Below are 25,374 nucleotides of genomic sequence, written 5' to 3'. Positions count from 1 at the left end.
GCCCCGGAAGCTGGGAGAATCGGCCTCATGGAAAGCAGTGGCACCACGCGCCGCCAGGCCACCCGGCAGAGGCTCTACGAGGCGGCGGTGACCCTCATCGCCGAGAAGGGGTTCTCGGCCACCACCGTCGACGAGATCGCCGAGCGGGCCGGGGTCGCCAAGGGCACGGTCTATTACAACTTCAAGAGCAAGACCGAGCTGTTCGAGGAGCTGCTCCGGCACGGTGTCGGCCTTCTCACCGCCTCGCTGCGGGCGGCTGCCGAGGAGTCCGCGGAGCGCGGCGGCACGCGGGTCGAGGCGCTGGACGCGATGATCCGGGCCGGCCTCGCCTTCATCGACCGCTACCCGGCCTTCACCCAGCTGTACGTGGCCGAGCTGTGGCGCACCAACCGCGCCTGGCAGTCCACGCTGCTGGTCGTGCGACAGGAGGCCGTGGCGGTGGTGGAGGGCGTGCTGCGCGAGGCGGTGGAGAGCGGTGAGCTGAGTGAGGAGATCGACATCCCGCTGACGGCGGCCGCCCTGGTCGGGATGGTGCTGGTGGCGGCGCTGGACTGGCAGGCGTTCCAGCCGGAGCGCTCGATCGACGAGGTCCACTCGGCGCTCTCCCTGCTGCTCCACGGGCGGGTCAGCGGGCACTGAGCCGCTGAGGCCGCTGAGGCACGGTCCCGGAGCGGAGAGGCACGGTCCGGAGAGACACGAAGACGCCGACCGCTGGAGCTCGCATCCCCCTGCGAGCTTCACCGGACCGGCGTCTTCCGTGCGTCCGTCGGACCCGTTCCCCGTGACCCCGTGGTCCCCGGGTCCTCCGTCGTGCACCCCCGTTCCGTCAGGGGCCGCGCCCGGTCCGCCGCCCCGTGTCGGCGGTCCGGGCGCCGCGCCCCTTCCGTGGTCATCACTCTTCCGTCCGCGCAGGTCCGGGCCTATCCGCTCCCCTACTCATCTCGTCTCCTGAGTACGGGTACTCAGGAGTGCGCACCCGGCCCCACCCGGCCGTCGGGGCCGGTCGTTACGATCTCCCCCGTGTCCGTAATCCCTCTGGTGTTCACAAGCGGCTGGGCGAGCGGGATCAACGCCTACGCGGTGGTCCTGCTGCTCGGCCTGTTCGGCGCGACCGGCGTCTCCGACGAGGTCCCCGCCGCGCTCCAGCGCACCGATGTGCTGATCGTGGCCGGTGTGCTCTTCCTCTGCGAGGTGGTGGCCGACAAGATCCCGTACGTGGACTCCGTCTGGGACACCGCGCACACGGTGATCCGCCCGGTGGCGGGCGCGGTGATCGCGGCCCTGCTCGCCGGGGAGAGCGGTTCGCTGCCGGAGCTGGCGGCCGGGGCGATCGGCGGGTCGACGGCGCTGATGAGCCATCTGGTGAAGGCCGGTACGAGGATGGCGGTCAACACCTCCCCGGAGCCCTTCAGCAACATCGGGATGAGCATCGTGGAGGACCTCGGTGTCGCCGGGGTCGTCACGTTCGCCATGTTCAACCCGGTGGCGGCGGCCGTGATCGCCGGGGTGCTGCTGGTCCTCGGGATCGTCCTCGTGGTCTTCCTGGCCTCCCGGATCCGCCGCTTCCTGCGCCGCCGGGCCCAGCGCCGCGAGGAGAAGGGCCTGGCCGCGACGGGCGGTCCCCTGCCTCCCGGCTGAGCTGTCGGTGGTGGCCGATAAGGTCACCGGCATGGCACGAATTGCGGTGATCGGCGCCGGGACGGGCGCCATGGCGGCGGCCGCCCGGCTCGCCGTCGCGGGTGACAAGGTGACGGTGTACGAGCGGTCCGCGAGCTACGGCGGCTCGCTCGGCCGCCATGAGCACGAGGGCTTCGTCTTCGACACCGGGCCCGGTCTGCTGCATCTGCCCGCCGTCCAGCGGGACCTCTTCGTGAAGACCGGCAGGGAGTCCCTGGAGCAGTGCGTCACGCTGACCCAGGTCGACCCGGCGAGCAGCCATCTCTTCGCGGACGGCACGGCGGTCTCCCTGCCCAACGCCTCACGCGCCGGAGTGGCCTCCGCCCTGGACGCGGCGCTCGGCGCCGGCGCCGGGGAGCGGTGGACCGGGTTCCTGGAGCGGGCCCGGGACGCCTGGGACCGGTCGCGCCGGCCGCTGCTGGAGGAGCCGCTGCGGGCGGACCACCAGGTGCTGGGGCGCGACCCGTATCCCGCCCTGCGGCAGCGTCGGCTGCTGCGCACCCGGCTGGCCGCGACCGTGGCGGAGATCGGCGCCTGGGAGCTGGGCGACGCCCGGCTGGCCGCCCTGCTCGACGGCTACGCCCTCTCCTACGGCCTGGACCCGCGCACCGCGCCCGCGAGCGCCGCGCTGCTGCCGTACATGGAGCAGTCCTTCGGCAGCTGGTACGTGATGGGCGGGATGCGGGAGCTGGCCCGGGCGGTGTACGAGCGGTGCGTGGCCCGGCGGGTGGAGTTCGTCTTCGGCGCCGAGGTGGTCCGGGTTCTGGAGAAGGACGGCCGGGCGGCGGGCGTGGAGCTGGCCGACGGTGCGGTGGCCGAGGCGGACCGGGTGGTGCTGGGGGTCCGGCCGCACGCGGGGCTGGTGCCGGGTCAGCAGGTGTGGGGCGCGGGCGATGTGACGGTCCGGCCGGGTGCGGCGGTGCCGGGGCGGTTCACGGTGCTGCTCTCGCTGCGCGGGGGCCGGGACGCGGACGCGGTGCACCGGACCGTGGTGCACAGCGCCGACACGGCGGCGGAGCAGGAGGCGGTGTTCGGGGGGCGGGTCGCCGCGCACCCGACGGTGACGGTACTGCGCCCCGACGACCCGGCGACCCGCCCGGACGAGGCGCACGAGGCGGTGACACTGACGGCGGTGGTGGCTCCGCAGGGCCCGGTGGAGTGGACGGACCCGGCAGTGCGCCAGCGGTTCGCGGAGCTGCTGGTGGAGCGGGCGGAGGCAGCCGTTCCGGGGCTGCGGGAGCGGATTCTGCACACGGAGGTCCGCACGCCCGCGGAGACCGAGGCCGAGACGGGGGCCGAGGGCGGTGCGGTGCCGCCGCCGGCGCTGGCCGGTGCGGAGGGCGCGTATCTGCACCCCGGCAACCTCACCCGGCTGCCGGGGCTCTATCTGGCGGGCGGCTGGTCGCACCCGGGCGGCGGGCTCGCGCACGCCGGGATGTCGGGGACGCTGGTGGCCGGACTCGTGGTGGAGGGCGACGGCTTCCGCGGTTCGCAGTGAGCGGGGGCGCCGCCGGGCTCGAACACCCCGGCGGCGCGCCTCAGTAGCGGTACTGCTCGTTCTGGCCGGTGTCGTAGCCGTTGCCGCTGTTGCTGCCGTTGCCCTGGCCGTACGGGGCGGGCTGCCCGGGCGGCATCGGGGGGTACTGCTCGGCGTCGCGCTGCTGCGGGACCCAGACACCGCCGGGCGGGGTGTCCGTGGTGTACGGGTCCGTGCCGTAGCCCTGGGCGTAGGGGTCGGCGTAGCTCTGCTGACCGCCCTGGCTGTCGTAGGCGTTGCCGTAGGGGTCGTAGCCGCCGTAGGAGGCGGACGCGCCGGTGGTGCCGATGTACGGGTCGGAGTAGGCGGCGTAGCTCTGCTGGCCGGTCCCGTAGTCGTACGGCCCCGCGTAGCCGTCCTGGGTCTGCTGCGGGTCGTAGCCGCCGTACGGGTCGTACGCGGCGAACTGCGGCTGGGCCCCGTCCGCCGCGTACTGCTGCTGGTCGTCCCGGCTCCCCCGGTCGCCGGAGTTGCTGTAGACGCCGTACTGGCCGGTGTCGTCGGGCAGCGGCAGCGGCTCGTACACGGAGGTGGGGGCGTCGGAGGCGTCGGCCGGGGTCCCCGTGCCGTGGCCGAAGGAGTCGAAGGAGTCGTCGGCCGGGCCGGTGGCCGGGTCCGAGACCTCCAGGTCGGAGACCTCCAGCGTGGGCTCCTTGGCGGCCGCGCGCTCGCCGCCGCCCCGGCGACGGCGGCTCTCCCCCGGGCTGCCGCCTATGGCCCAGCCGGTGGAGAAGCCGCGCCGGAAGGAGAGCGTCACATAGGTCTGGCCGGTGGCGAAGGCGAGGGTCCCGACGACGATGACCGGGACGGAGGCGAGCAGGACCCCCATGACCACGCCGAGGAAGCCGCCGAAGGCGAGGAGCCGCCAGCGCAGCCGCGCCTTGTACTGCAGCAGCACCTCACCCAGCAGCCACAGCGCCACCAGACCGAATGCGATGTAGAGGACCGTCCAGCCCACGCCCGCCCCCTCCTGCGGCCGCAGCCGCTCGGGGGCGGGTACGGCCGGTCACGACTGCTTGTGCAGTCCGAGATTTTCGTAGATTTCGAGCGTTGCCGTCGAGTTGTTGAGCGTGATGAAGTGCAGCCCGGGCACACCCTCGGACAGCAGATTCGCGCAGAACTCCGTTGCGAACTCGATGCCAATGGAGCGTACAGCGGCCGGATCGTCCTTGACCGCGAGGATCCGCTCTTTCAGCGGCTCGGGCACGGTCGCGTTGCTGAGCTGCGAGAATCTTTCCAGTTGCTTCACACTGGTGAGCGGCATGACCTCGGGAATGATCGGCGTTTCGCAACCCGCAGCGACCACCCGGTCACGCATCCGGAGATAGTCCTCCGGACGGAAGAACATCTGGGTGATCGCATAATCGGCCCCGGCCCGGCACTTGTCGACGAAATGACCGATGTCGGTCTCCCAGTCGGTGGAGCGCGGGTGCATTTCGGGGAAGGCCGCGACGCCGACACAGAAGTCGCCGGCCTCCTTGATGAGGCGGACGAGATCGGCCGCGTACTTCACGCCCTGCGGGTGCTCGATCCACTCGCCCATCGGGTCGCCGGGCGGGTCGCCCCGGACCGCGAGGATGTTCCTGATCCCGGCGTCGGCGTACTGGCCGACCATGTTGCGCAGCTCGGCGATCGAGTGGCTGACCGCGGTGAGGTGGGCGACCGGGGTGAGCGTGGAGTCGGCGGCGATCTGCTGGGTGGCCCGCACCGTCCCGGCCCGGGTGGAGCCGCCGGCCCCGTAGGTCACCGAGACGAAGCTCGGCCGCACCGCCTCGATCCGGCGCAGCGCGCTCCAGAGGTTGCGCTCGCCCTTCTCGGTCTTGGGCGCCCAGAACTCGAAGGAGTACGAGGTTTTGCCGGTCGCGAGCATGTCACGCACGGTGCGCGCGTGGTCCGTCCTGGTGGAAGCTGTCCCAAGGGCCATAGGGGGAGGTTAACCAGGGGGTGGACACTCCCCCAACCAGAGCGGGCGCTATTGTCTTGTTTTCCCCTTTTCGACGTCCACCCCTTGGGACAGCGCCCATCCAGGACCGTCACGAAAGCACTGCTCAGAGGACGTGTGCGCGGACCCGCTTCGCCAGCTCGGCGGTGGCGGTGGCCGGATCGTCCGCCTCGGTGATCGCACGGACGACCACGATCCGGCGGGCGCCCGCCTCCAGCACCTCGTCCAGATTGCCCGCGTCGATCCCGCCGATCGCGAACCAGGGGCGCGGCTGTGCCAGGGCGGCGGCGTACCGCACGAGGCCGAGGCCGGGGGCGTGGCGGCCGGGCTTGGTGGGGGTGGGCCAGCAGGGGCCGGTGCAGAAGTAGTCCACGCCGTCCTGGGCGACGGCGGCGTCGACCTCGGACTCGGCGTGGGTGGAGCGGCCGATCAGCCGCTCCTGGCCGATGATCGCGCGGGCGGCGGGCACGGGCAGGTCTCCCTGGCCCAGGTGCAGGACGTCGGCGCCGATGGCGTGGGCGACGTCGGCCCGGTCGTTGACGGCGAGGAGCTTGCCGTGGCGGCGGCAGGCGTCGGCGAACACCGCGAGGTGCTCCAGCTCCTCGGCGGCCTCCATGCCCTTGTCCCGGAGCTGGACGATGTCGACCCCGCCGGCGAGCACGGCGTCCAGGAAGGCGGGGAGGTCGCCCTGCCGCTTACGGGCGTCCGTGCAGAGGTAGAGCCGGGCGTCGGACAGCTGCTCGCGAGGCGTGGGCATGGTGAGTCCCCCCGTGGTCGTGGCGGTGTACGGGCTCCGCGCGCGGGGCCCGTACACCGCTTCCTGATCGTGTCGGTCAGACGGCGAGCGCCTGGGCGCGGCGCTTCACCTCCGTACCGCGATTCTCGCTCAGCGCCTGGGCGGGGGTGCCGGGCAGGGTCGGGTCGGGAGTGAAGAGCCACTCCAGCATCTCTTCGTCGGAGAAGCCGTCGTCCCTCAGGAGGGTCAGGGTGCCGGAGAGGCCCTTGACCACCTTGCTGCCGTCGATGAAGGCGGCGGGCACCTGAAGTGTCCGGTTCTCACCACGGCGTACGGCGATGAGCTGGCCCTCCTTGACCAGCTGCCGGACGCGCGTCACCTCGACATCGAGCATGTCCGCGATGTCGGGGAGGTGGAGCCAGGCGGGGACGAGAGCATCGGTTTTTGCGTCAATCTCGGTCACAGGGACAAGCGTGCCATCCGGGACTGACAGCCGGTAGCCGGGCCGACCGTACGGGGGTCACGCGGGCCGGGCCGGAGGTGTCACAGGGCGGTGGACTTCAGCGGTACGGCCGGGTCGGCCACCCGCTCCGGATCGAGGACGGCCCCGGACTCGATGAGCTTGCGCCCCTGGGCGAGGTCGCGCGGGCGCCCCACCGCGAGCAGGGCGACCAGGGCCCCGCCCTTCAGCCAGCAGACCGACCAGGTGGCCTCCGTGCCGTCGCCGCGCCACACCAGGGTGTCGGCATGGGGGTGGTGCCCGGCGTACTGCACGAAGCGGCCGAACTGCTCGGACCAGAAGTACGGGACGGGGTCGTGGACCGGCAGCGGGTCACCGCTCTCGGCGGCGAGGATCGCGGCGGCGGCCGTGCGCGGGCCCTGGAGGGCGTTGTCCCAGTGGTGGATCAGCAGGCGTTCGCCGTAGCGGGCGGAGGGGAAGGAGGCGCAGTCCCCGACCGCGTACACATCGGGGAGGGAGGTGCGCAGGGCGCTGTCGGCGGTGATCGAGCCGTCCGGGCCGCGCTCGATCCCGGATCCGGCGAGCCAGCCGGTGGCGGGGCGGGCGCCGATGCCGACGACGACGGCCCCGGCGGGCAGCTCCCGGCCGTCCGCGAGGACCACCGTGCCGGGCTCCACCCGCTCGACCCGGGCGTCGGTGAGGAGTTCGGCGCCGCTCTCCGCGTACCAGTCGGCCATCGGGGCGGCGACCTCGGCGGGCAGCGTCCCGGCCAGCGGGCGGGCGGCGGCCTCCACGACGGTGACCGCGCAGCCGGCGGCGCGGGCGGCGGTGGCGAACTCGGCGCCGATCCACCCCGCCCCGACGACCACCACGTCGTGCCGCTCCTCCAGGACGGGCCGCAGCCGGGCGGCGTCGTCCAGGGTGCGCAGCAGATGGACGCCGGGGACACCTTCGGTGCCGGGCAGGGCGATGGGCTCGGCGCCGGTCGCCAGGACCAGCGTGTCGTAGGGAACGGGCCCCTCCGCCGTGTCCAGCACATGGTCGGCGGCGCGCAGCCCGGTGACGTCCAGGCCGAGGCGGAGCGTGATGTCCAGTCCCTCGAAGTCCACGTCGAAGGCGGAGTCCTCGGCCTTGCCCAGGAGGACCGCCTTGGACAGCGGCGGCCGGTCGTAGGGCTGGTGGGGTTCGGCGCCGATCAGCGTGACGGGTCCGGTGAACCCGGCCTCCCGCAGGGCGACGGCGGTCTGCACGCCCGCCATGCCCGCTCCGACGATCACGACGTTCCGTGTGCGCTCCCGCGCCGCGTGGTGTTCCGTCTGCTCGCTCACGTGTACCAGTCTATTCAGCTGACGTGACGTCAGCCGGTGACTTCCTCCACCACGCTGGTCCCGCTGCCCTCCTGGGACTCCCACTTCCAGCGCTCCTCCAGCCGGACCCGGCCGCCGGTGAGTTCGGTGACGGTGGAGAGGCAGTGTCCGGAAGAGGTCGTTCCGTCCTGCTTGAGCTGGACGTAGCGGAAGTCGAGCGCGTCCCCGTCGCGGGTGCCGACGAGATGGCCGTGGACCACGTCACCGCCCGCGTACTCGGCCCAGATCCGGCCGTTCCTCTCGTGGTACGTGAAGCGGGTCCGGGTGCCCACCTGGCCGGGGGCCTGGTCGGCGACGGGCGAGAGGACGAGTCCGTCGAGCGAACGGGCCACGGTGGCTGCTCCCTTGGCTGTGCCGTGGGCGGGTGGGTTTAGGCTGGCCACGGTAGAACACTCGCGGGAGCCCGGACGCACCGGGCTGAGAGGGAGGCTGGACGGCCTCCGACCGTACGAACCTGATCCGGGTCATGCCGGCGAAGGGAGGGGCTGGACACCCATGCGCGTCTCGGGGAGGACCTCCGGAAAACCGGGGGAAAGCTCAGGAACTTTGGGGAGGACCCCAGGGACTCCGGGGGGAAACCCAGGATCCGATGTCCTCGTCATCGGGGGCGGAATCATCGGCCTGGTCACCGCGTGGCGGGCCGCCCAGCGCGGGCTGACCGTCACCGTGGCCGATCCCGATCCGGGCGGCGGGGCCGCCCGGGTCGCGGCGGGCATGCTGGCCGCCGTCACCGAACTGCACTACGGCGAGGAGATGCTCCTCGGCCTCAACCTCGCCTCCGCCGCCCGCTATCCGGAGTTCGTCGCGGAGCTGGAGGCGGCGAGCGGCCGGGAGACCGGGTTCCGCACCTGCGGGACGCTGGCGGTCGCGCTGGACTCCGACGACCGGGCGCATCTGCGGGAGCTGCACGCCCTCCAGGAGCGCTCGGGGCTGGAGTCGGTCTGGCTGAGCGGCCGGGAGTGCCGCCGTCTGGAGCCGATGCTCGCGCCGGGGGTGCGGGGCGGGCTGCGGGTGGACGGTGACCACCAGGTGGATCCGCGCCGGCTCGCCGCGGCGCTGCTGGCCGCGTGCGAGCGGGCCGGGGTGGTGTTCCGCAGGTCCCCCGCCGGACAGCTCACCGTCGCCGGGGGCCGGGCCACCGGGGCGGTGCTCGGTGACGGTACGAAGGTCGGGGCCGACCAGGTCGTGCTGGCGGCGGGCAGCCTCAGCGGGCGGCTCGCGGGGCTCCCGGAGGAGGTCGTGCCGCCGGTCCGCCCGGTCAAGGGCCAGGTTTTGCGGCTCACCGTGCCCCCGGCGTACGCCCCCTTCCTCAGCCGGACCGTACGGGCCGTCGTCCGGGGCGGCCACGTCTATCTCGTACCGCGCGAGAACGGCGAGCTGGTCGTCGGCGCCACCAGCGAGGAGATGGGCTGGGACACCACCGTCACCGCGGGCGGGGTCTACGAGCTGCTGCGCGACGCCCATGAGCTGGTGCCCGGCATCACCGAGCTGCCGCTCACCGAGACCCGGGCCGGTCTGCGCCCCGCATCCCCCGACAACGCCCCGCTGCTCGGCCCGACCGCCCTGCCCGGTCTCCTCCTCGCCACCGGCCACCACCGCAACGGCGTGCTGCTGACGCCCGTCACGGGCGACGCGATGGCCGAGGCGCTGACCACCGGCGAGCTGCCCGAGGTGGCCCGCCCGTTCGCCCCGGGCCGGTTCGCGTCCGCCGGAGCCGCCCCCGTACCCGTACTCCAGGAGCAGTCCGCATGAGCCCTCAGGTATCCGTCTCGGTCAACGGGGAGCCGCGCACGCTCGACGCGGGCACCGCGCTGGACCGCCTCGTCGCCACCCTGACCACCGCGCCCTCCGGGGTCGCCGCCGCCGTCAACGAGTGCGTGGTGCCGCGCGGCCGGTGGGCCGCCACCACGCTCGGCGAGGGCGACCGCGTCGAAGTCCTGACCGCCGTACAGGGAGGCTGACCATGTCCGACGACGTCTTCACCCTGGGACCGGCCGCCTTCGGCTCCCGGCTGATCATGGGGACCGGCGGGGCGCCGAGCCTGGAGGTGCTGGAGCGGTCCCTGATCGCGTCCGGCACGGAGATGACCACCGTCGCCATGCGCCGGCTCGACCCGACCGTGCAGGGGTCGGTCCTCTCCGTGCTGGAGCGGCTCTCCATCCAGGTGCTGCCGAACACGGCGGGCTGCTACACGGCGGGCGAGGCCGTCCTCACCGCCCGGCTGGCCCGGGAGGCGCTCGGCACCGACTGGATCAAGCTGGAGGTCATGGCCGACGAGCGGACCCTGCTGCCCGACCCGATCGAGCTGCTGGACGCGGCCGAGATCCTGGTCGACGACGGGTTCACCGTGCTGCCGTACACCAACGACGACCCGGTCCTCGCACAGAAGCTGGAAGACGTGGGGTGCGCGGCGATCATGCCGCTGGGCTCCCCCATCGGCTCCGGCCTCGGCATCCGCAACCCGCACAACTTCGAGCTGATCGTGGAGCGGGCCGGGGTGCCGGTGATCCTGGACGCGGGGGCCGGGACCGCGTCGGACGCGGCGCTGGCGATGGAGCTGGGGTGCGCGGCGGTGATGCTCGCCTCGGCGGTGACCCGGGCCCAGGAGCCGGAGCTGATGGCGGCGGCGATGCGGCACGCGGTGGACGCGGGCCGGCTGGCGTACCGGGCGGGGCGCATCCCGCGCCGCCACTACGCGGAGGCGTCCTCTCCGGTGGACGGGCGGGCGGCGCTGGACCCGGAACGACCGGCGTTCTGAAGATCCAGCCCCTCCGGCGTTTGAGGAGCGGGGTGCGGTGCGGGGCCCCGGGTGCACCCGCCGTACAGGCGCGGGGCCCGGGGATCGCCAGGCCCGTCACCTGGGACGTGTCCCTGTCACGGATCGGCTGCAGAACCGCCCCGGGAGCGCCCCGGCCCGTCCGGGGTGTCGGTGGCGGCTCGTAGACTCTCGGGGTGGACACGACCCTCCAGGACCCGCTCGTCGGGCAGCTGCTCGACGGCCGGTATCGCATCGAGGCGCGCATCGCCGTCGGCGGGATGGCCACGGTCTACCGGGCCGTGGACACCCGCCTGGACCGGGTGCTCGCGCTCAAGGTGATGCACCCGGCGCTCGCCACCGACGTCGCCTTCGTCGAGCGGTTCATCCGCGAGGCCAAGTCGGTGGCCCGCCTCGCCCACCCCAATGTCGTCGCGGTCTTCGACCAGGGCGCCCAGGGGGCGTACGTCTACCTCGCGATGGAGTACGTCTCGGGCTGCACCCTGCGCGACGTCCTGCGCGAGCGCGGCGCCCTCCAGCCGAGGGCCGCGCTGGACATCCTGGAGCCGGTCCTCGCCGCGCTCGGCGCCGCCCACCGGGCGGGGTTCGTGCACCGCGACATGAAGCCGGAGAACGTCCTGATAGGGGACGACGGCCGGGTCAAGGTGGCGGACTTCGGGCTGGTCAGGGCGGTCGGCACGGCCACCGACACCACGGGTTCGCTGCTCGGCACGGTCTCGTATCTGGCCCCCGAGCAGATCGAGCACGGCAGCGCCGACACCCGCAGTGACGTGTACGCCTGCGGGGTCGTGCTGTACGAGATGCTGACCGGCGCCAAGCCGCACACCGGGGAGAACGCCGCCCAGGTCATCTACCGGCACCTCAACACCGACGTCCCGGCCCCCTCCGCCGTCGTGCCGGGGCTCCCGGTGGCGCTGGACTCCCTGGTGGCGAGCGCCACCGCCCGCACCCCCGAGGTGCGGCCGCACGACGCGGTGCTGCTCCTGGCCGAGGCCCGGGAGGCCCGCGCCCAGCTGACCGAGGCCGAGCTGGACGCCGTACCGCCGCAGGCGCTGTCGAACACCCACGACGGCGCGCAGGACCGTACGAGCGTGATCCCTCGGGCCCTTCCGGCGGACGGGCCCGAGGACGGCGTGCACCGGACCAGCCGGCTGGAGATGCCTCCGCCGGTCGCCCCGCCCCGGCGCCGGGCGGGCCGGAGCGGCCCGTTCGGCGGCCCGCACGGCAAGCTGATCACCATCGTCACCGCCGTCCTGCTGACGCTCGGCATCGGGGTGGGTGTCTGGTACATCAACTCCGGCCAGTTCACCCAGGTCCCCTCGCTGCTCGGCCAGACCCAGCAGGCGGCGGAGAAGCGGCTCTCGGACGCCGGGCTCGGGCTGGAGGGTGTCGAGCGGGTCTTCAGCGACACGGTCGAGCGGGGCGCGGTGGTCGGCAGCGACCCCGCGTCCGGCGACCGGATCCGGGGCAACGGCTCGGTGAAGCTCATCGTCTCGCGCGGCCCGGAGATCGTCCGGGTGCCCGATGTGGCGGGCTCCTCCCTGGCGGACGCCCGGCGCTCCCTGAAGAAGGTGGGCCTGGTCCCCGGCATGGTGACCAAGGAGTTCAGCGAGGACGTCGCGCGCGGCGAGGTGATCCGTACGGAGCCCCGCGCGGGCACCGACCGGAACCCGGACACAGCCGTGGCCATGGTCGTCAGCAAGGGCAGCCCGATCGACGTCCCGGACGTCACCGGGCTCTCGGTCGAGGACGCCACGGCGGAGCTGGAGGGCGAGGGGCTGAAGGTCCAGGTGCTGCCCGGCCGGGTCAACTCCCCCGAGGCCGCCGGGAACATCGCCCAGCAGTCCCCCGGCGCGGGCGCCGAGGCCGCGGAGGGCGACACGATCGAGCTGACCGTCTCCAAGGGCCCCCGGATGCTGGACGTCCCCGACGTCACCGGCCGGGACGTCGACGAGGCCAGGGCCACCCTGGAGGAGGCGGGCTTCGAGGTGAAGGTCGACCGGCCGTTCCTCTCGTTCAGCGACACGGTCGCGCGCCAGTCCGTGGCGGGCGGCGAACAGGCCCCCGAGGGCTCCACCATCACGATCAGGACCAAGGGGCTCTAGGACGTCATGCGCAACCCTGAGGACGGAAATCGGCCGCACGCCGAGGACGGAAGCCCGCTGCGCAACCCCGTGGGCGGCCATGTCCCGGTGGCCGGCGGTCTCGCCAAGGTCGGCCTCTCCTACGCCCGGGAGCTGGCGGCCGAGACCGTGCAGGTCTTCGTCGCCAACCCGCGCGGCTGGGCGACGCCCGCCGGGAACCCGGCGCAGGACGAGCTGTTCCGCTCGGAGTGCGCGGCCGCCTCGATGCCCGCGTACGTCCACGCCCCGTACCTGATCAACTTCGGCTCGCACACCGAGGCGACCGTCGAGAAGTCCGTGGAGTCCCTGCGCCACTCGCTGCGCCGGGCCCGGGAGATCGGCGCGCTGGGCGTGGTCGTGCACACCGGCTCCGCGACCGGCGGGCGGCCGCGCGCGGAGGCGCTGGCCCAGGTGCGGGAGCACATGCGGCCGCTGCTGGACGAGCTGACGCACGACGACGACCCGGATCTGCTGCTGGAGTCCACGGCGGGCCAGGGCTCCTCGCTCTGCTCCCGTACGTGGGACTTCGGACCGTACTTCGAGGCGCTGGACGCCCACCCCAAGCTGGGCATCTGCCTGGACACCTGCCACATCTACGCGGCGGGCCACGATCTGACCGGTCCCTCGGGAATGCGGCAGACGCTCGATCTGCTGGTGGAGACGGTCGGTGAGGGGCGGCTCAAGCTGATCCACGCCAACGACTCCAAGGACGTCGTGGGCGCCCACAAGGACCGGCACGAGAACATCGGCGCGGGCCATATCGGCGCCGAGCCGTTCCGGGAGCTGTTCGCGCACCCGGCGACCGAGGGCGTGCCCCTGATCATCGAGACGCCCGGCGGCAAGGAGGGGCACGCGTCGGACGTGGCCCGGCTCAAGGAGCTGCGGACCGCTCCCCGGCGCTGACGGTCACAGCTCGGGGCCGTCCCCCGGCTCCTCCTGGTACGAATAGCGCTGCTCGGCCCAGGGGTCACCGATGTTGTGGTAGCCCCGCTCCTCCCAGAACCCGCGCCGGTCGGCCGTCATGTACTCGACGCCCCGGACCCACTTCGGGCCCTTCCAGGCGTACAGGTGCGGGACGACCAGGCGGAGCGGGAAGCCGTGCTCGGCGGTGAGCAGCTCGCCGTCCTTGTGGGTGGCGAAGAGCGTGCGGTCGGAGGCGAAGTCGGCCAGCCGCAGGTTCGAGGAGAAGCCGTACTCGGCCCAGACCATCACATGGGTGGCCTCGGGCGCCGGGGGTGCCAGGTCGAGCACCGTACGGGCGAGGACGCCGCCCCACTCGGCGCCGACCATGCTGAACTTCGTCACGCAGTGCAGATCGGCGACGACGGAGGCGTACGGCAGCGCCGTGAACTCCTGGTGGTTCCAGCAGTGCTTGTCACCGTCGGCGGTGGCTCCGAAGACCCGGAACTCCCACCGCTCGGGTTTGAACTTGGGAACGGGCCCGTAGTGGGTGACCGGCCATCCGCGCTGCAGTCGCTGTCCTGGTGGAAGGTCCGACTGCTCTGCTCCGCGCTTCTCCCGGTTTTCCGGCTGACCCATGTCTCCATGGTGACAGACAGCCAGGGGTGGTCATGACCAGGGCGGACCTTCGGTGGGTCAACTCGTACTAAGCGTGCACTTACTGGACGGCCGGTGGACGCGGTGCGAGGATGCGGCCACCTTGTCGATCACGCTTGGAAGGAGCCTCTGCGATGCAGGGCGACCCCGAGGTCATTGAGTTCCTCAACGAACAGCTGACGGCCGAACTGACGGCCATCAACCAGTACTTCCTGCACGCGAAGATGCAGGAGAACTTCGGCTGGACCAAGCTGGCCAAGTACACCCGGGCCGAGTCCTTCGACGAGATGAAGCACGCCGAGGTCCTCACGGACCGGATTCTCTTCCTGGACGGGCTGCCCAACTACCAGCGGCTCTTCCATGTCCGGGTGGGCCAGACGGTCACCGAGATGTTCCAGGCGGACCGCCAGGTCGAGGTGGAGGCGATCGACCGCCTCAAGCGCGGGATCGAGGTGATGCGGGCCAAGGGGGACATCACCTCGGCGAACATCTTCGAGTCCATCCTGGAGGACGAGGAGCACCACATCGACTACCTCGACACCCAGCTGGAGCTGGTGGAGAAGCTGGGCGAGCCGCTCTACATCGCGCAGCTGATCGAGCAGCCGGAGAGCTGAGCCGGTCCCGGAGCCGATCGGGCCCCGCAGGAGACCGTCAGGCCGCGTCGGGGAGACGCACGTCCGGGGTCGCCGCCACCGGCACGGCCGCCGCGGCCGGCATGGCCATCGGGTGGCCGACCGCTGCCGCCGCGGGCTCCCGCTGCTGACCCACGAGGTCGCGGCGCGAGCAGTCACGCCCCAGCAGGGCCTGGATCCGGCGGACACAGCCGCCGCAGTCCGTGCCGGCCTTGCAGGCCGAGGCGATCTGGCGCGGGGTGCAGGCCCCGGCGTCCGCATGCTTCTTGACCTGCGCCTCGGTGATGCCGAAGCAGGAGCAGACGTACATGCGGTTCACCTCCCTGCGGGCCGGTCGCTGGTGCCGTCCCCGTCTTCGTCGGTGAGGCTAACCTAACCTTACCCGCCTGGCGAGCCGCGCAAAAGTCCGGGAACGGACTGTGGGGCACGGATCACATGGATCCGTGCCCCACAGGTGCGTCCGGCGGGAATACCCGTCGGGGAGTGCCTACTGGTCGCGGTACATCTCGGCGACGAGGAAGGCCAGGTCGAGCGACTGGCTGCGGTTGAGCCGCGGGTCGCAGGCCGTCTCGTAGCGCTGGTGCAGATCGTCCACGAAGATCTCGTGGCCGCCGCCCACGCACTCGGTGACATCGTCGCCGGTCAGCTCCACGTGGATGCCGCCCGGGTGGGTGCCGAGGCCCTTGTGGACCTCGAAGAAGCCCTTGACCTCGTCCAGGACGTCGTCGAAGCGGCGTGTCTTGTGGCCGGAGGCGGCCTCGAAGGTGTTGCCGTGCATCGGGTCGGTCACCCAGGCGACGGTGGCGCCGGAGGCGGTGACCTTCTCGACCAGCTCGGGCAGCTTGTCGCGGACCTTGTCGGCGCCCATGCGGACGATGAAGGTCAGCCGGCCGGGCTCGCGCTCGGGGTCCAGCCGGTCGACGTAGCCCAGGGCCTCGTCGACGGTGGTCGTCGGGCCGAGCTTGATGCCGATCGGGTTGCGGACCTTGGAGGCGAACTCGATGTGCGCGCCGTCCATCTGGCGGGTGCGCTCACCGATCCAGACCATGTGGCCGGAGGTGTCGTACAGCTCGCCGGTGCGCGAGTCGGTGCGGGTCAGCGCCGTCTCGTAGTCCAGCAGCAGCGCCTCGTGCGAGGCGTAGAACTCGACCGCCTTGAACTCGGCCGGGTCGGTGCCGCACGCCTTCATGAAGTTGAGCGCGTTGTCGATCTCACGGGCCAGGGCCTCGTAGCGCTGGCCCGCGGGGGACGACTTCACGAAGTCCTGGTTCCAGGCGTGGACCTGGCGCAGGTCGGCGTAACCGCCGGTGGTGAAGGCGCGCACCAGGTTCAGCGTGGAGGAGGACGCGTGGTACATCTGCTTCAGCCGCTGCGGGTCCGGGACCCGGGCCTCCTCGGTGAAGGCGAAGCCGTTCACCGAGTCGCCGCGGTAGGTCGGCAGGGTCACGCCGTCGCGGGTCTCGGTCGACTTGGAGCGCGGCTTGGAGTACTGGCCCGCGATCCGGCCGACCTTGACGACCGGCACGGAGGCGGCGTAGGTCAGGACGGCGCTCATCTGGAGCAGCGTCTTCAGCTTGGCCCGGATGTGCTCGGCGGAGACGGCGTCGAAGGCCTCGGCACAGTCGCCGCCCTGCAGCAGGAACGCCTCGCCCTTGGCGACGGCTCCCAGACGGGCGCGCAGCTGGTCGCACTCGCCCGCGAAGACGAGCGGCGGATACGACGCGAGGTCCGCGAGTACATCGCGCAGGGCCTCGGAGTCGGGGTACTCGGGCTGCTGCGCCGCGGGAAGGTCTCGCCAGGTGTTGCCACCGGCGACGGAGGTATTGGCGTTCACGGTCACACGGACAACATTACGGGGTCGTGGGAGGCGTCCATCCGAGCGCTCAATAGTTGAGACACCTGCTCCGATGCCCGGAACGTCCGCTAGGGTCGCACCATGTCGACGCAACAGACCCAGCTCTCGATCCAGAACTGGTGGTGGACCGCTCATCCGGCGGCCCGCTGAACCATCGCGCTGACACACACCGCGCAGGCCGCCCGAGGGGCGGCCTTTCTGCGTTGCGGAGCCGTTCCTCTCCCCGTGAATCCCGTACGAGGCCCTCGTACGGACCGTCCGGAAGGAACCCGCTCCCATGTCCCGTACCGCCTTTGACCTCGTCCGCCGGCTGCTGGCCGACGATGCCCCGCCCTTCGCGCTGCTGCGCAGGCGCACCCCCGGCCGTGACCACGATCACGTGGAGGTGCTGATCGGCGGGGTGCGGGAGGTGGAGCGGCTGGCCGACCTGCCGGTGGGCGCGTCGCCCGCCCTGGCCCTGGTGCCGTTCCGGCAGATCGCCGAGCGCGGCTTCGACGTGCGCGACGACGGGACGCCGCTGAGCGTGCTGGTCGCGGAGGAGAGCCACGAGCTGGAGCTGACGGAGGTGCTGGCGGCGCTGCCCGCGCACGACGTGGCGGTGGAGGACCGGGGCTTCGACGTGGCGGACGGGGAGTACGCGGAGATCGTGCGGCGGGTGATCCGGGACGAGATCGGGCAGGGCGAGGGCGCGAACTTCGTGATCCGGCGGACGTTCCGGGGCGCGATCCCGGGGTTCGGGCGGGCGGACGCGCTGGCGCTGTTCCGGCGGCTGCTGGCGGGCGAGCGGGGCGCGTACTGGACGTTCGTGGTGCACACCGGGGACCGAGTGCTGGTGGGGGCGAGCCCGGAGGTGCATGTGCGGATGTCCGGCGGGACGGTCGTGATGAACCCGATCAGCGGGACCTACCGCTACCCGGACGGGGGGCCGACCGCGACCAGCCTGCTCGCCTTCCTCGGGGACCGCAAGGAGAGCGAGGAGCTGTCCATGGTGGTCGACGAGGAGCTCAAGATGATGTGCACGGTGGGCGACATGGGCGGGGTGGTGGTCGGGCCCCGGCTCAAGGAGATGGCCCACCTCGCCCACACGGAGTACGAGCTGCGGGGACGGTCCTCGCTGGACGTCCGGGACGTCCTGCGCGAGACCATGTTCGCGGCCACCGTCACCGGCTCCCCGGTGCAGAACGCCTGCCGGGTGATCGAGCGGTACGAGCGGGGCGGGCGCGGCTACTACGCGGGCGCGCTGGCCCTGCTGGGGCAGGACGCGAACGGGGCGCAGACGCTGGACTCCCCGATCCTGATCCGTACGGCCGACATCGCCCCGGACGGCTCGCTGGAGGTGCCCGTCGGCGCCACCCTCGTACGCCACTCGGACCCGGAGAGCGAAGTGGCCGAGACGCATGCCAAGGCGGCCGGGGTGCTGGCGGCGCTCGGGGTGCGGCCGGGGCGGCCGGAGGCGGAGGCGGACCGCCCGCAGTTGGCCGCCGATCCCCGGGTGCGGGCGGCGCTGGACGGCCGGCGCGGCGGGCTGGCCCCGTTCTGGCTGCGGATGCAGGAGCGGACCCGGGAGCTGTCCGGGCACGCGCTGGTGGTGGACGGCGAGGACACGTTCACCGCGATGCTGGCCCATCTGCTGCGCTCGTCGGGGCTGGAGGTGTCGGTGCGGCGGTTCGACGAGCCGGGGCTGCGGGACGTGGTGCGGGCGCACCGGGGGCCGGTCGTGCTGGGCCCCGGCCCCGGGAATCCTGGCGACCTGGCCGACCCGAAGATGCGGCTGCTGCGGGAGCTGGCGGCCGGGCTGGTGCGGGAGCACCGGTACGGGCTGCTCGGGGTCTGCCTCGGCCATGAGCTGATCGCGGCGGAGCTGGGGCTGGACATCGTGCGCAAGGCGGTCCCGTACCAGGGGGCGCAGACCGGGATCGAGCTGTTCGGGCGGCCGGAGACGGTCGGCTTCTACAACAGCTTCACCGCCCGCTGCGACTCCCCGGCCGCCGCCGAGCTGGCCGCGCACGGGATCGAGGTGAGCCGGGACGTGGCGAGCGGTGAGCTGCACGCGCTGCGCGGGCCGGGGTTCGCCTCGGTGCAGTTCCACCCGGAGTCGGTGCTGACCGTGCGGGGGTCCGCGATCGTGACGGAGCTGCTGGCGGGGCTGCCGGTGCTGAGCTGAGCCGGGGAGGCTGTGCCGCGCCGGGCCCCGGGGTCACAGGCGCGGCACGAGCACGTTCTCGCTGCGGCGGCCGGCCAGGTAGTCGGTGACGTTCTGGACGGTCGCGTCGATGATCTGGCCCACCGCGTCCTCGGTGTAGTACGCCTGGTGCGAGGTGACGATCACGTTCGGGAAGGTCACCAGGCGGGCCAGGGTGTCGTCGTCGACGCCCTCCAGGGACTTGTCCAGGAAGAAGAGCCCGGCCTCCGCCTCGTACACGTCGAGCCCGACGCCGAGGAAGCGCCCGGCGCGCAACTCGGTGACCAGGGCAGCGGTGTCGATGAGGCCGCCGCGGCTGGAGTTGACCAGGATCGCGTCGTCCTTCATCGACTTCAGGGCGGCCTCGTTGATGATGTGGTGCGTGGCGGGGAGCAGCGGGACGTGCAGGCTGGTCAGGTCGGCCTCCGCGAAGAGCCGCTCCTTCTCCACGTACTCCATGCCCAGCTCCAGGCAGGCCGGGTTCTCCACGACGTCCCAGCCGAGCAGCTTCATCCCGAAGCCGTGGGCGATCCGGGTGAACGCCTCACCGATCTTGCCGGTGCCGATCACACCGACGGTCCGGCCGCGCATGTCCCGGCCGAGCAGCCCGTCGAGCCGGAAGTCGAAGTCGCGGGTGCGGCTCGCGGCCCGGATGACGCGCCGGTTCACCGCCATGGCCAGGGTCCAGGCGAACTCCGCGACCGAGTACGGGGAGTAGTACGAGACCCGGGCGACGCGGAGGGCGAGCCGCTCGGCCACGTCCAGGTCGATGTTGTTGAAGCCGGTGGAGCGCTGGGCGATGAGCTGGGTGCCACCGGCGGCGAGGGTCTGGAGCACCTTGCTGCCGAGGTCGGCGTTGACGCTGGTGGAGATGATCTCGTACCCGGCCGCGATGGGGGCGGTGTCCCGGTTGAGGAAGACGTCCAGGCAGCGGACCTCGTGCAGCCCCGCGAAGGCCTTCTCGATCAGGGGCTTCTCATCCGACTGCACACCGAACGCCAAGATCTCCATAGCGCGAATATACGGCCCCGGACCCGGACGCGCAGGGGCCGGACGGCCCACCCGTCCGGCCCCTGGTCCCGGCCCTTGGCCCCGGGCCTGGTACTTGGCCGCGGCCCTTCGGTCCCGGTCAGATGTCGTCGAGGCCGCGCTCGATGGCGTACCGCACCAGCTCCACCCGGTTGTGCAGCTGGAGCTTGCCGAGGGTGTTCTGCACATGGTTCTGCACGGTGCGGTGCGAGATGACCAGACGCTCCGCGATCTGCTTGTACGACAGCCCCTTGGCGACCAGCCGCAGCACCTCGGTCTCCCGGTCGGTGAGCTGCGGGGCCTTGGGCTCGTCGGGGGCGGCGGGCGCGGGGTCGGAGGCGAGCCTGCGGTACTCCCCGAGGACCAGGCCCGCGAGGCCCGGGGTGAAGACCGGGTCGCCGTTGGCGGTGGAGCGGACGGCGTCGACCAGCTCCTGGGTGGAGGCGGACTTGAGGAGGTAGCCGGTGGCGCCGGACTTCACCGCCTCCAGGACGTCGGCGTGCTCCCCGCTGGCGGAGAGGACCAGGACGCGGAGGCCGGGGTGGGCGGGGACCAGCTCCTTGCAGACCTGGACGCCGGGCATACCCGGCAGGTTGAGGTCGAGGACCAGGACGTCCGGGGTCACGGCCTTGGCCCGGCGGACCGCCTGCGGGCCGTCCCCGGCGGTCGCGACGACGTCGAAGCCGGACTCGGCCAGGTCGCGGGCGACGGCGTCGCGCCACATGGGGTGGTCGTCGACCACCATGACCCGGATGGGCCGCTCGGCGGCCTGCCCGTCCTGCCGGGATGCGTCCTGCGGTGCGTCCTGTGCTGTCGCCGCGTCCTGCGGTGCGTTCTGCGTGCTCATCGGGCCGATCCTGCCTTCCCCCGGGAAACCTGTGCTTTCGGAACCTTCAACTCGACCTCGGTGCCCTGCCCCGGCACCGAGATCACCTCGGCCGTGCCGCCGATGTCGCGCAGCCGGCCGCGGATGGAGAGCGCGACCCCCATCCGCCCCTCCCCCTCCGCCTGGGCGAGGCGGCCCTCCGGGATGCCGGGGCCGTCGTCCCGGACGGTGACGATGACCTCGCCGGGCTCGTCCTCGACCAGGATCCACGCCTGGGCCCCCTCCCCGGCGTGCACCCGCACATTGTCCAGGGCGGCGCTGACGGCGGCGGCCAGCTCACGGGCGGCCGGGGCCGGGAGGAGGACCGGGGCGCCGGGCTCCGCGAAGCTGGTACGGGAGCCGGCGTGCGGGGCGAGCAGGGTGCGCAGGTCGCAGGGGGCCTCCTCGCCGGGGCTCTCCTCGTCCACCTCGACCGTGCGGACGACGGCCCCCTCGGCGGCGTCCTCGGAGACCCGGGTCGGGGGCACCAGGCCGCTGGAGACCAGGGTGCGCAGGGCCACCTCCTGCTCCCCGGCCAGCCGCCCCAGCTCGGCCGCCTCGCCGCCGATCGCGGTGCCCCGGCGCTGCACCATGGCCAGGACCTGGAGGACGCTGTCGTGGATGTCCCGGGCGAGGCGCTCGCGCTCGCGGGTGGCGGCCTCGATCTCCAGGGCGCGGGCCAGGGTGCGTTCACTGGCGCGGGCGACCTCGACGACGTACCCGATCGCTATCGAGGCGACCCAGACCAGCAGCACGTTGTGGAAGGTGTCCCGGCTGGGCTCGCCGCGCTGGATGATGTTGGCGGCGGCGACGAAGGTCGAGGCGAAGGCCGCCCACCGCCAGCCGCCCTTGATCGCGAAGGCGAGGACCGCCCCGGCCGTCCAGATCGAGGGCAGCGTCGGGCCGTCGAAGGTCTGGGAGTGGACGTCCGCGATCGGGGTGAGCATGATCCCGGTCAGCGCGACGACGAGATCCGCGCCCAGGAAACGCTTGGTGCAGCTCGCCGCCGAGCGGACCTTGGGCAGGGTGGCGAGCGTCCACACGGCGAGGAACGCGAGGTAGGCGAAGGCCACCCAGGGCCGCTCGAACGGCTGCCGGCCCAGATGGTCCTTGCCGAAGACCGCCAGCAGCACCGCGTAGATCATGGTCAGTACGCGGTACCCCGTCAGCGCACGCCAGAGCGGCTGCTCGACCGACATCCGTACGACCCGCTCACGCTTGGCCATGGCCCCACCCCCCGACGGTGCACGACGCCCTCAGGCGCCGGACCGTTCCGTTCTGTCCTCGTCGGCCGCTCTGTTCTCGTCGGCCGTTGTGTTCCCGTCGGCCGCGGCCGGCTGCTTGCGCTCGCGCTTGGCCTCCTCCGCCTTCGCCTTCGCCTCCTCGGCGATCTGGCGCTTGGCGGCGGTGGCGTAGATGTCCACGTACTCCTGGCCGGAGAGCTTCATGATCTCGTACATGACCTCGTCGGTCACCGAGCGCAGGATGAAGCGGTCGCCGTCCATGCCCTGGTAGCGGCTGAAGTCCAGCGGCTTGCCGATCTTGATACCGGGCCGCATGAGCTTGGGCACCACCTGGCCGGGCGGCTGGATCTTCTCAGTGTCGATCATCGCGACCGGGATCACGGGGGCTCCGGTGGCGAGCGCCACCCGGGCCAGTCCGCCGGGCTTGCCCCGGTAGAGGCGGCCGTCGGGCGAGCGGGTGCCCTCCGGGTAGATGCCGAAGAGGCCGCCGCTCTCGATGACCTGGATGCCCGCCTTGATGGCGGCCTCACCGGCGCCCCGGGCTCCGGAGCGGTCGACGGGGAGCTGGCCGACGCCCTTGAAGAAGGCGGCCGTGAGCTTGCCCTTCACACCGGGGGCCGTGAAGTACTCGGCCTTGGCGATGAACGTGACCTTGCGGTCCAGGACAGCGGGGAGGAAGAAGGAGTCGGAGAACGAGAGATGATTGCTCGCGAGGATCGCCGGCCCCCGCTCGGGGATGTTCTCCAGACCCTCCACCCACGGCCGGAAGGCGAGCTTCAGGGACCCGCCGATGGAGAACTTCATTGCGCCGTAGATCAACTGTGGTGCCTCCTGTGTGCTGTCGGACAGACCTTAACCCGGTCCCGTCGGTGAGGCCGTGACGGCCCTGGTCGGTGTCGGTCCGGTCGCGTACGGTGAAGTCATCCGTCAAGCACGCCCTCCCCCGGTGCGCGCCCCACTCGCACCACCCTTCAGAGCCCCGCCCCATATCCCCATCTCCATAGCCCGCCCCCGCCTCACCTCACGAACAGGAGACCCCGGTGCCGGTCCTCCCTGGAGCCGAGCCGTTCCGCCACGAGGGCGGAGAGGTCGGCGTCCTCCTCTGTCATGGCTTCACCGGCTCGCCGCAGTCGCTGCGCCCCTGGGCCGACTTCCTTGCCGAGCGCGGGCTGACCGTCTCCCTGCCGCTGCTGCCGGGCCACGGCACCCGCTGGGAGGACATGGCGGTCACCGGCTGGCAGGACTGGTACGCGGAGGTGGACCGCGAGCTGCGGGTGCTGCGGGAGAAGTGCGAGCAGGTCTTCGTCTTCGGGCTCTCCATGGGCGGCGCGCTCTCCCTGCGGCTGGCGGCCAAGCACGGGGACGCGATCAGCGGTCTGGTGCTGGTCAACCCGGCCAACAAGGTGCACGGCCTCTCGGCGTACGCGCTGCCGGTCGCCCGCCTTCTCGTCCGTACGACGAAGGGGCTGGCCGACGACATCGCGCTCCCCGGCTCGCACGAGGTGGGGTACGACCGGGTGCCGCTGCACGCGGCCCACTCGGTGCGGAAGTTCTTCAAGCTGGTCGACGGCGAACTGCCGCAGGTGACCCAGCCGGTGGTGCTGCTGCACAGCCCGCAGGACCATGTCGTGCCGCCCGCGGACAGCGCGCGGGTCCTGAGCCGGATCTCCTCCACCGATGTGACGGAGATCCTGCTGGAACAGAGCTACCACGTGGCGACGTTGGACCATGATGCGGAGCGGATCTTCGATGAGAGCTACCGGTTCATCGGCCGTCTCGCACCGAGCGTCGGGATGAAGGGGAGCACGTCCGGTGGCTGAGCACGACGCGGAACGCACGGGCAGTGACGAGGAGCGCGAGCCGCGCCCCACGGAGAGCGCGGCCGTCCCCGAGGGGACGAAGCCGGCGAGCGCCGAGGGCGCCGGACCGGAGGCCACGGCTCCGGAGAAGGCCGCTGAGAAGGGTCCGGAGAAGGCTTCGGAGAAGAAGGCCGACGAGGAGCGGGTGCTCGACGAGGAGGCGGCCTGGGCCGCGATCGTCGCGGGGTACGGGGAGGAGCCGCCGGACCCGCCGGGCGCCAAGCCCTTCAAGTCGGTCGAGGACCTGGCCCTGCTGGAGGACGACCAGCGCAATGTGACCGGTCCGGACAGCGGCCGGGCCGGGGACCCGGCGGACAAGGGGTCGGGGAAGACGCCCCCGAAGCCGCCGGAGAAGAAGCCGCTCGGCAGCTCCGTCGTCTTCGCGCCCGGGGTCGCCGGGCCCCGGGACTACGAGCTGGCCGAGTCCAAGGACGACGGCATCGACGAGCCGGACGAGGGCGAGGAAGGCCACTTCGTGCCCCCGGAGCCGCCGCCGCTGCCGGAGGCCGACACCACGGCGAAGTTCGCCTGGCTCGCGGTGATCGGCGGGCCGGTGCTGATGCTGGTGGCGGTGCTGCTCCAGTGGAACATGACGTGGTGGCTCACCACGCTCTGCATCGGCGGCTTCCTGGGCGGCTTCGCCACCCTGGTGGCCCGGATGCCGCACGACGACGATGACGACACCTACGGCGACCCGGGACGCGGCGCGGTGGTGTAGCCACCGGTCGGCCGGGGCGCGCGGCGCGGTCGTCTAGGGCGTGGCAGGGACCCTGAGGGCGGCCAGGACCGGCAGATGGTCGGTGGCCGCCCTCAGGTCCGCGTCCGCGACCCCGGGGAGCCCGGCCGGGACCCCGCAGCCGAGCACCTCGATGCCCGGGGTCGCGAAGACGGCGTCGATGCGCTTACGGGGCCCGTCCGGCGGGAACGTCAGCTCGCCGCCCCAGGGCGCGGCCGCGTGGCAGTCCTGGAGCGGCCCGGCCAGGTGCCGGAACGCCTTCCCGGTCGGTACGTCGTTGAGGTCGCCGCCCGCCACCGCGTGCTCCACGCCCAGCGAGGCCAACTGGTCGAGGAGCAGCCCGGCCTGGGCGAGACGTTCGTCGCGCTGGAGGCTCAGATGGCAGCTGAGCACCCCGAGCCGGGCCCCGCCGATCCGGACGACGGCGGTGGCGAACCCCCTGCGGTGCAGCCCCGGGGTGAGCGGCAGCAGCACGTCCTCGGTGCGTTCGACGGTCACCCGCAGCGAGCAGAGCAGCAGCGGCCCGGCGGCCGTGGCACCGCCGCTCAGCACCACCAGGTCACTGCTCCTGGCCAGCCGGGCGGCCGCCTTGCGCCAGCGGAAGAAGCGCGGGGCCTCCTGGACCAGGACCAGATCGGGGGCGCAGGCGCGGATGACCCGGGCCAGGGCCGTGGTGTCGTCGTGCATCGAGCGGACGTTGTAGCTCAGCACCCGGATCACGGCTGAACCGTCCGGCTCGGTACGGGAGTCGGGCAGTGGCGTCAGGACCATGCGGGCCACGATACGACGGACGCCCG

Annotated in this window: 27 protein-coding genes and 1 riboswitch; of the genes, 13 read left to right on the top strand and 14 right to left on the bottom strand. The window is 72.5% G+C overall.

Annotation, left to right across the window (positions count from 1 at the left end):
- Positions 1-27 precede the first annotated feature (27 nt).
- From DJ476_RS26545 to DJ476_RS26535, 3 genes are all read left to right on the top strand, one after another.
- Positions 28-639, top strand: coding sequence for a TetR/AcrR family transcriptional regulator (locus DJ476_RS26545; protein WP_019764315.1), 612 nt, complete (start codon positions 28-30; stop codon positions 637-639).
- A gap of 381 nt (positions 640-1,020) precedes the next feature.
- Entirely contained in the window at positions 1,021-1,638 is a 618-nt protein-coding gene (locus DJ476_RS26540) for a DUF4126 domain-containing protein (RefSeq protein ID WP_103421246.1), read from the top strand.
- Positions 1,639-1,669: 31 nt separating this feature from the next.
- Entirely contained in the window at positions 1,670-3,175 is a 1,506-nt protein-coding gene (locus DJ476_RS26535; RefSeq protein ID WP_112492631.1) for a phytoene desaturase family protein, read from the top strand.
- Positions 3,176-3,215: 40 nt separating this feature from the next.
- Here the strand turns inward: DJ476_RS26535 and DJ476_RS26530 are convergent, their stop codons facing one another.
- The 6 genes from DJ476_RS26530 to DJ476_RS26505 form a co-directional block, all read right to left on the bottom strand.
- Positions 3,216-4,172, bottom strand: a complete 957-nt coding sequence (locus DJ476_RS26530; RefSeq protein WP_112491727.1) for an SCO2102 family sporulation regulator — start codon at positions 4,170-4,172, stop codon at positions 3,216-3,218.
- 48 nt (positions 4,173-4,220) lie between these two features.
- Positions 4,221-5,138: a methylenetetrahydrofolate reductase [NAD(P)H] gene (gene metF / locus DJ476_RS26525; RefSeq protein WP_103421219.1), complete on the bottom strand. Its 918-nt coding sequence runs from the start codon at positions 5,136-5,138 to the stop codon at positions 4,221-4,223.
- A 124-nt stretch (positions 5,139-5,262) separates the two neighbouring features.
- Positions 5,263-5,913, bottom strand: a complete 651-nt coding sequence (thiE, locus tag DJ476_RS26520) for a thiamine phosphate synthase (protein WP_103421247.1) — start codon at positions 5,911-5,913, stop codon at positions 5,263-5,265.
- A 76-nt stretch (positions 5,914-5,989) separates the two neighbouring features.
- The gene (locus DJ476_RS26515; RefSeq protein WP_018486656.1) at positions 5,990-6,355 is read right to left on the bottom strand and encodes an Rv2175c family DNA-binding protein; all 366 of its coding nucleotides are present in this window, start codon (positions 6,353-6,355) and stop codon (positions 5,990-5,992) included.
- 80 nt (positions 6,356-6,435) lie between these two features.
- A complete protein-coding gene (locus DJ476_RS26510) occupies positions 6,436-7,680 on the bottom strand; it encodes an NAD(P)/FAD-dependent oxidoreductase (protein ID WP_103421220.1) in 1,245 nt (414 codons plus the stop codon).
- 29 nt (positions 7,681-7,709) lie between these two features.
- Positions 7,710-8,051, bottom strand: a complete 342-nt coding sequence (locus tag DJ476_RS26505) for a hypothetical protein (protein WP_112491726.1) — start codon at positions 8,049-8,051, stop codon at positions 7,710-7,712.
- A 53-nt stretch (positions 8,052-8,104) separates the two neighbouring features.
- Positions 8,105-8,217, top strand: a riboswitch (TPP riboswitch).
- On the opposite strand from DJ476_RS26505, the gene thiO reads away from it, so the two are divergent.
- The 5 genes from thiO to DJ476_RS26480 all read left to right on the top strand — a co-directional run bounded on the left by thiO (position 8,215) and on the right by DJ476_RS26480 (position 13,521).
- On the top strand, positions 8,215-9,471 hold the full coding sequence (gene thiO / locus DJ476_RS26500; protein WP_241565768.1) for a glycine oxidase ThiO: 1,257 nt from the start codon (positions 8,215-8,217) through the stop codon (positions 9,469-9,471). It overlaps the preceding riboswitch by 3 nt.
- A complete protein-coding gene (thiS, locus tag DJ476_RS26495) occupies positions 9,468-9,680 on the top strand; it encodes a sulfur carrier protein ThiS (RefSeq protein WP_018486660.1) in 213 nt (70 codons plus the stop codon). The genes thiO and thiS overlap by 4 nt, the downstream gene beginning before the upstream one ends.
- 2 nt (positions 9,681-9,682) lie before the next feature.
- Positions 9,683-10,477, top strand: coding sequence for a thiazole synthase (locus tag DJ476_RS26490; protein WP_019766390.1), 795 nt, complete (start codon positions 9,683-9,685; stop codon positions 10,475-10,477).
- Positions 10,478-10,671: 194 nt separating this feature from the next.
- Positions 10,672-12,600, top strand: a complete 1,929-nt coding sequence (gene pknB, locus DJ476_RS26485; protein ID WP_103421223.1) for a Stk1 family PASTA domain-containing Ser/Thr kinase — start codon at positions 10,672-10,674, stop codon at positions 12,598-12,600.
- Positions 12,601-12,606: 6 nt separating this feature from the next.
- A complete protein-coding gene (locus DJ476_RS26480) occupies positions 12,607-13,521 on the top strand; it encodes a deoxyribonuclease IV (protein ID WP_181006670.1) in 915 nt (304 codons plus the stop codon).
- Positions 13,522-13,524: 3 nt separating this feature from the next.
- Here the strand turns inward: DJ476_RS26480 and DJ476_RS26475 are convergent, their stop codons facing one another.
- Positions 13,525-14,157: a sulfite oxidase-like oxidoreductase gene (locus DJ476_RS26475; protein WP_112491725.1), complete on the bottom strand. Its 633-nt coding sequence runs from the start codon at positions 14,155-14,157 to the stop codon at positions 13,525-13,527.
- Positions 14,158-14,309: 152 nt separating this feature from the next.
- Between DJ476_RS26475 and bfr the strand changes: the two genes are divergently transcribed.
- Positions 14,310-14,789, top strand: coding sequence for a bacterioferritin (bfr, locus tag DJ476_RS26470; RefSeq protein WP_018486665.1), 480 nt, complete (start codon positions 14,310-14,312; stop codon positions 14,787-14,789).
- A gap of 37 nt (positions 14,790-14,826) precedes the next feature.
- Here bfr and DJ476_RS26465 read toward each other — a convergent pair whose 3' ends face one another.
- Together DJ476_RS26465 and DJ476_RS26460 are read right to left on the bottom strand one after the other, a co-directional pair.
- The gene (locus tag DJ476_RS26465) at positions 14,827-15,117 is read right to left on the bottom strand and encodes a (2Fe-2S)-binding protein (RefSeq protein ID WP_112491724.1); all 291 of its coding nucleotides are present in this window, start codon (positions 15,115-15,117) and stop codon (positions 14,827-14,829) included.
- A gap of 177 nt (positions 15,118-15,294) precedes the next feature.
- Positions 15,295-16,641, bottom strand: coding sequence for a class II 3-deoxy-7-phosphoheptulonate synthase (locus tag DJ476_RS26460; protein WP_029395709.1), 1,347 nt, complete (start codon positions 16,639-16,641; stop codon positions 15,295-15,297).
- A 102-nt stretch (positions 16,642-16,743) separates the two neighbouring features.
- Here DJ476_RS26460 and DJ476_RS36130 point away from each other — a divergent pair, with 102 nt between their 5' ends.
- Both DJ476_RS36130 and DJ476_RS26450 read left to right on the top strand, forming a co-directional pair.
- Positions 16,744-16,812: a trp operon leader peptide gene (locus tag DJ476_RS36130; RefSeq protein ID WP_106669287.1), complete on the top strand. Its 69-nt coding sequence runs from the start codon at positions 16,744-16,746 to the stop codon at positions 16,810-16,812.
- Between the two features lie 127 nt (positions 16,813-16,939).
- Positions 16,940-18,826, top strand: coding sequence for an anthranilate synthase family protein (locus DJ476_RS26450; RefSeq protein ID WP_112491723.1), 1,887 nt, complete (start codon positions 16,940-16,942; stop codon positions 18,824-18,826).
- Between the two features lie 33 nt (positions 18,827-18,859).
- Here DJ476_RS26450 and DJ476_RS26445 read toward each other — a convergent pair whose 3' ends face one another.
- The 4 genes from DJ476_RS26445 to DJ476_RS26430 all read right to left on the bottom strand — a co-directional run bounded on the left by DJ476_RS26445 (position 18,860) and on the right by DJ476_RS26430 (position 22,801).
- Entirely contained in the window at positions 18,860-19,855 is a 996-nt protein-coding gene (locus tag DJ476_RS26445) for a 2-hydroxyacid dehydrogenase (RefSeq protein WP_112491722.1), read from the bottom strand.
- 118 nt (positions 19,856-19,973) lie between these two features.
- Complete coding sequence (locus DJ476_RS26440; protein WP_381247739.1) at positions 19,974-20,720, bottom strand: response regulator; 747 nt, start codon at positions 20,718-20,720, stop codon at positions 19,974-19,976.
- Positions 20,717-21,964: a MacS family sensor histidine kinase gene (gene macS, locus DJ476_RS26435; RefSeq protein ID WP_070203222.1), complete on the bottom strand. Its 1,248-nt coding sequence runs from the start codon at positions 21,962-21,964 to the stop codon at positions 20,717-20,719. Before macS ends, DJ476_RS26440 begins: the two co-directional genes overlap by 4 nt.
- A 30-nt stretch (positions 21,965-21,994) precedes the next feature.
- Positions 21,995-22,801: a lysophospholipid acyltransferase family protein gene (locus tag DJ476_RS26430; RefSeq protein WP_112491721.1), complete on the bottom strand. Its 807-nt coding sequence runs from the start codon at positions 22,799-22,801 to the stop codon at positions 21,995-21,997.
- 221 nt (positions 22,802-23,022) lie between these two features.
- On the opposite strand from DJ476_RS26430, the gene DJ476_RS26425 reads away from it, so the two are divergent.
- Both DJ476_RS26425 and DJ476_RS26420 read left to right on the top strand, forming a co-directional pair.
- Entirely contained in the window at positions 23,023-23,802 is a 780-nt protein-coding gene (locus DJ476_RS26425) for an alpha/beta hydrolase (RefSeq protein WP_112491720.1), read from the top strand.
- Positions 23,795-24,559 (top strand): hypothetical protein, encoded by a 765-nt coding sequence (locus tag DJ476_RS26420; protein WP_103421230.1) that lies wholly within the window; start codon positions 23,795-23,797, stop codon positions 24,557-24,559. Before DJ476_RS26425 ends, DJ476_RS26420 begins: the two co-directional genes overlap by 8 nt.
- Before the next feature lie 33 nt (positions 24,560-24,592).
- Here DJ476_RS26420 and DJ476_RS26415 read toward each other — a convergent pair whose 3' ends face one another.
- Positions 24,593-25,348 carry an endonuclease/exonuclease/phosphatase family protein gene (locus tag DJ476_RS26415; protein ID WP_112491719.1) on the bottom strand — a complete coding sequence of 252 codons (756 nt, stop codon included), beginning with the start codon at positions 25,346-25,348 and terminating at the stop codon, positions 24,593-24,595.
- Between the last annotated feature and the right edge of the window lie 26 nt (positions 25,349-25,374).

Source organism: Streptomyces bacillaris, assembly GCF_003268675.1.
GTDB lineage: Bacteria > Actinomycetota > Actinomycetes > Streptomycetales > Streptomycetaceae > Streptomyces > Streptomyces bacillaris.
Note: the sequence above shows the minus strand (reverse complement) of the source record. Positions and strands in the feature narration are given on the sequence as shown.

Bases quoted from the DNA above. Each gene is read 5' to 3' on its own strand.
- DJ476_RS26445 (WP_112491722.1), bottom strand. From the start codon at position 19,855: ATGGAGATCTTGGCGTTCGGTGTGCAGTCGGATGAGAAGCCCCTGATC.
- DJ476_RS26480 (WP_181006670.1), top strand. From the start codon at position 12,607: ATGCGCAACCCTGAGGACGGAAATCGGCCGCACGCCGAGGACGGAAGC.
- DJ476_RS26535 (WP_112492631.1), top strand. From the start codon at position 1,670: ATGGCACGAATTGCGGTGATCGGCGCCGGGACGGGCGCCATGGCGGCG.
- DJ476_RS26545 (WP_019764315.1), top strand. From the start codon at position 28: ATGGAAAGCAGTGGCACCACGCGCCGCCAGGCCACCCGGCAGAGGCTC.
- DJ476_RS26475 (WP_112491725.1), bottom strand. From the start codon at position 14,157: ATGGGTCAGCCGGAAAACCGGGAGAAGCGCGGAGCAGAGCAGTCGGAC.
- macS (WP_070203222.1), bottom strand. From the start codon at position 21,964: ATGGCCAAGCGTGAGCGGGTCGTACGGATGTCGGTCGAGCAGCCGCTC.
- bfr (WP_018486665.1), top strand. From the start codon at position 14,310: ATGCAGGGCGACCCCGAGGTCATTGAGTTCCTCAACGAACAGCTGACG.
- DJ476_RS26415 (WP_112491719.1), bottom strand. From the start codon at position 25,348: ATGGTCCTGACGCCACTGCCCGACTCCCGTACCGAGCCGGACGGTTCA.
- DJ476_RS26440 (WP_381247739.1), bottom strand. From the start codon at position 20,720: ATGAGCACGCAGAACGCACCGCAGGACGCGGCGACAGCACAGGACGCA.
- metF (WP_103421219.1), bottom strand. From the start codon at position 5,138: ATGGCCCTTGGGACAGCTTCCACCAGGACGGACCACGCGCGCACCGTG.
- thiE (WP_103421247.1), bottom strand. From the start codon at position 5,913: ATGCCCACGCCTCGCGAGCAGCTGTCCGACGCCCGGCTCTACCTCTGC.
- thiO (WP_241565768.1), top strand. From the start codon at position 8,215: ATGCGCGTCTCGGGGAGGACCTCCGGAAAACCGGGGGAAAGCTCAGGA.
- DJ476_RS26450 (WP_112491723.1), top strand. From the start codon at position 16,940: ATGTCCCGTACCGCCTTTGACCTCGTCCGCCGGCTGCTGGCCGACGAT.
- thiS (WP_018486660.1), top strand. From the start codon at position 9,468: ATGAGCCCTCAGGTATCCGTCTCGGTCAACGGGGAGCCGCGCACGCTC.
- DJ476_RS26465 (WP_112491724.1), bottom strand. From the start codon at position 15,117: ATGTACGTCTGCTCCTGCTTCGGCATCACCGAGGCGCAGGTCAAGAAG.
- DJ476_RS26490 (WP_019766390.1), top strand. From the start codon at position 9,683: ATGTCCGACGACGTCTTCACCCTGGGACCGGCCGCCTTCGGCTCCCGG.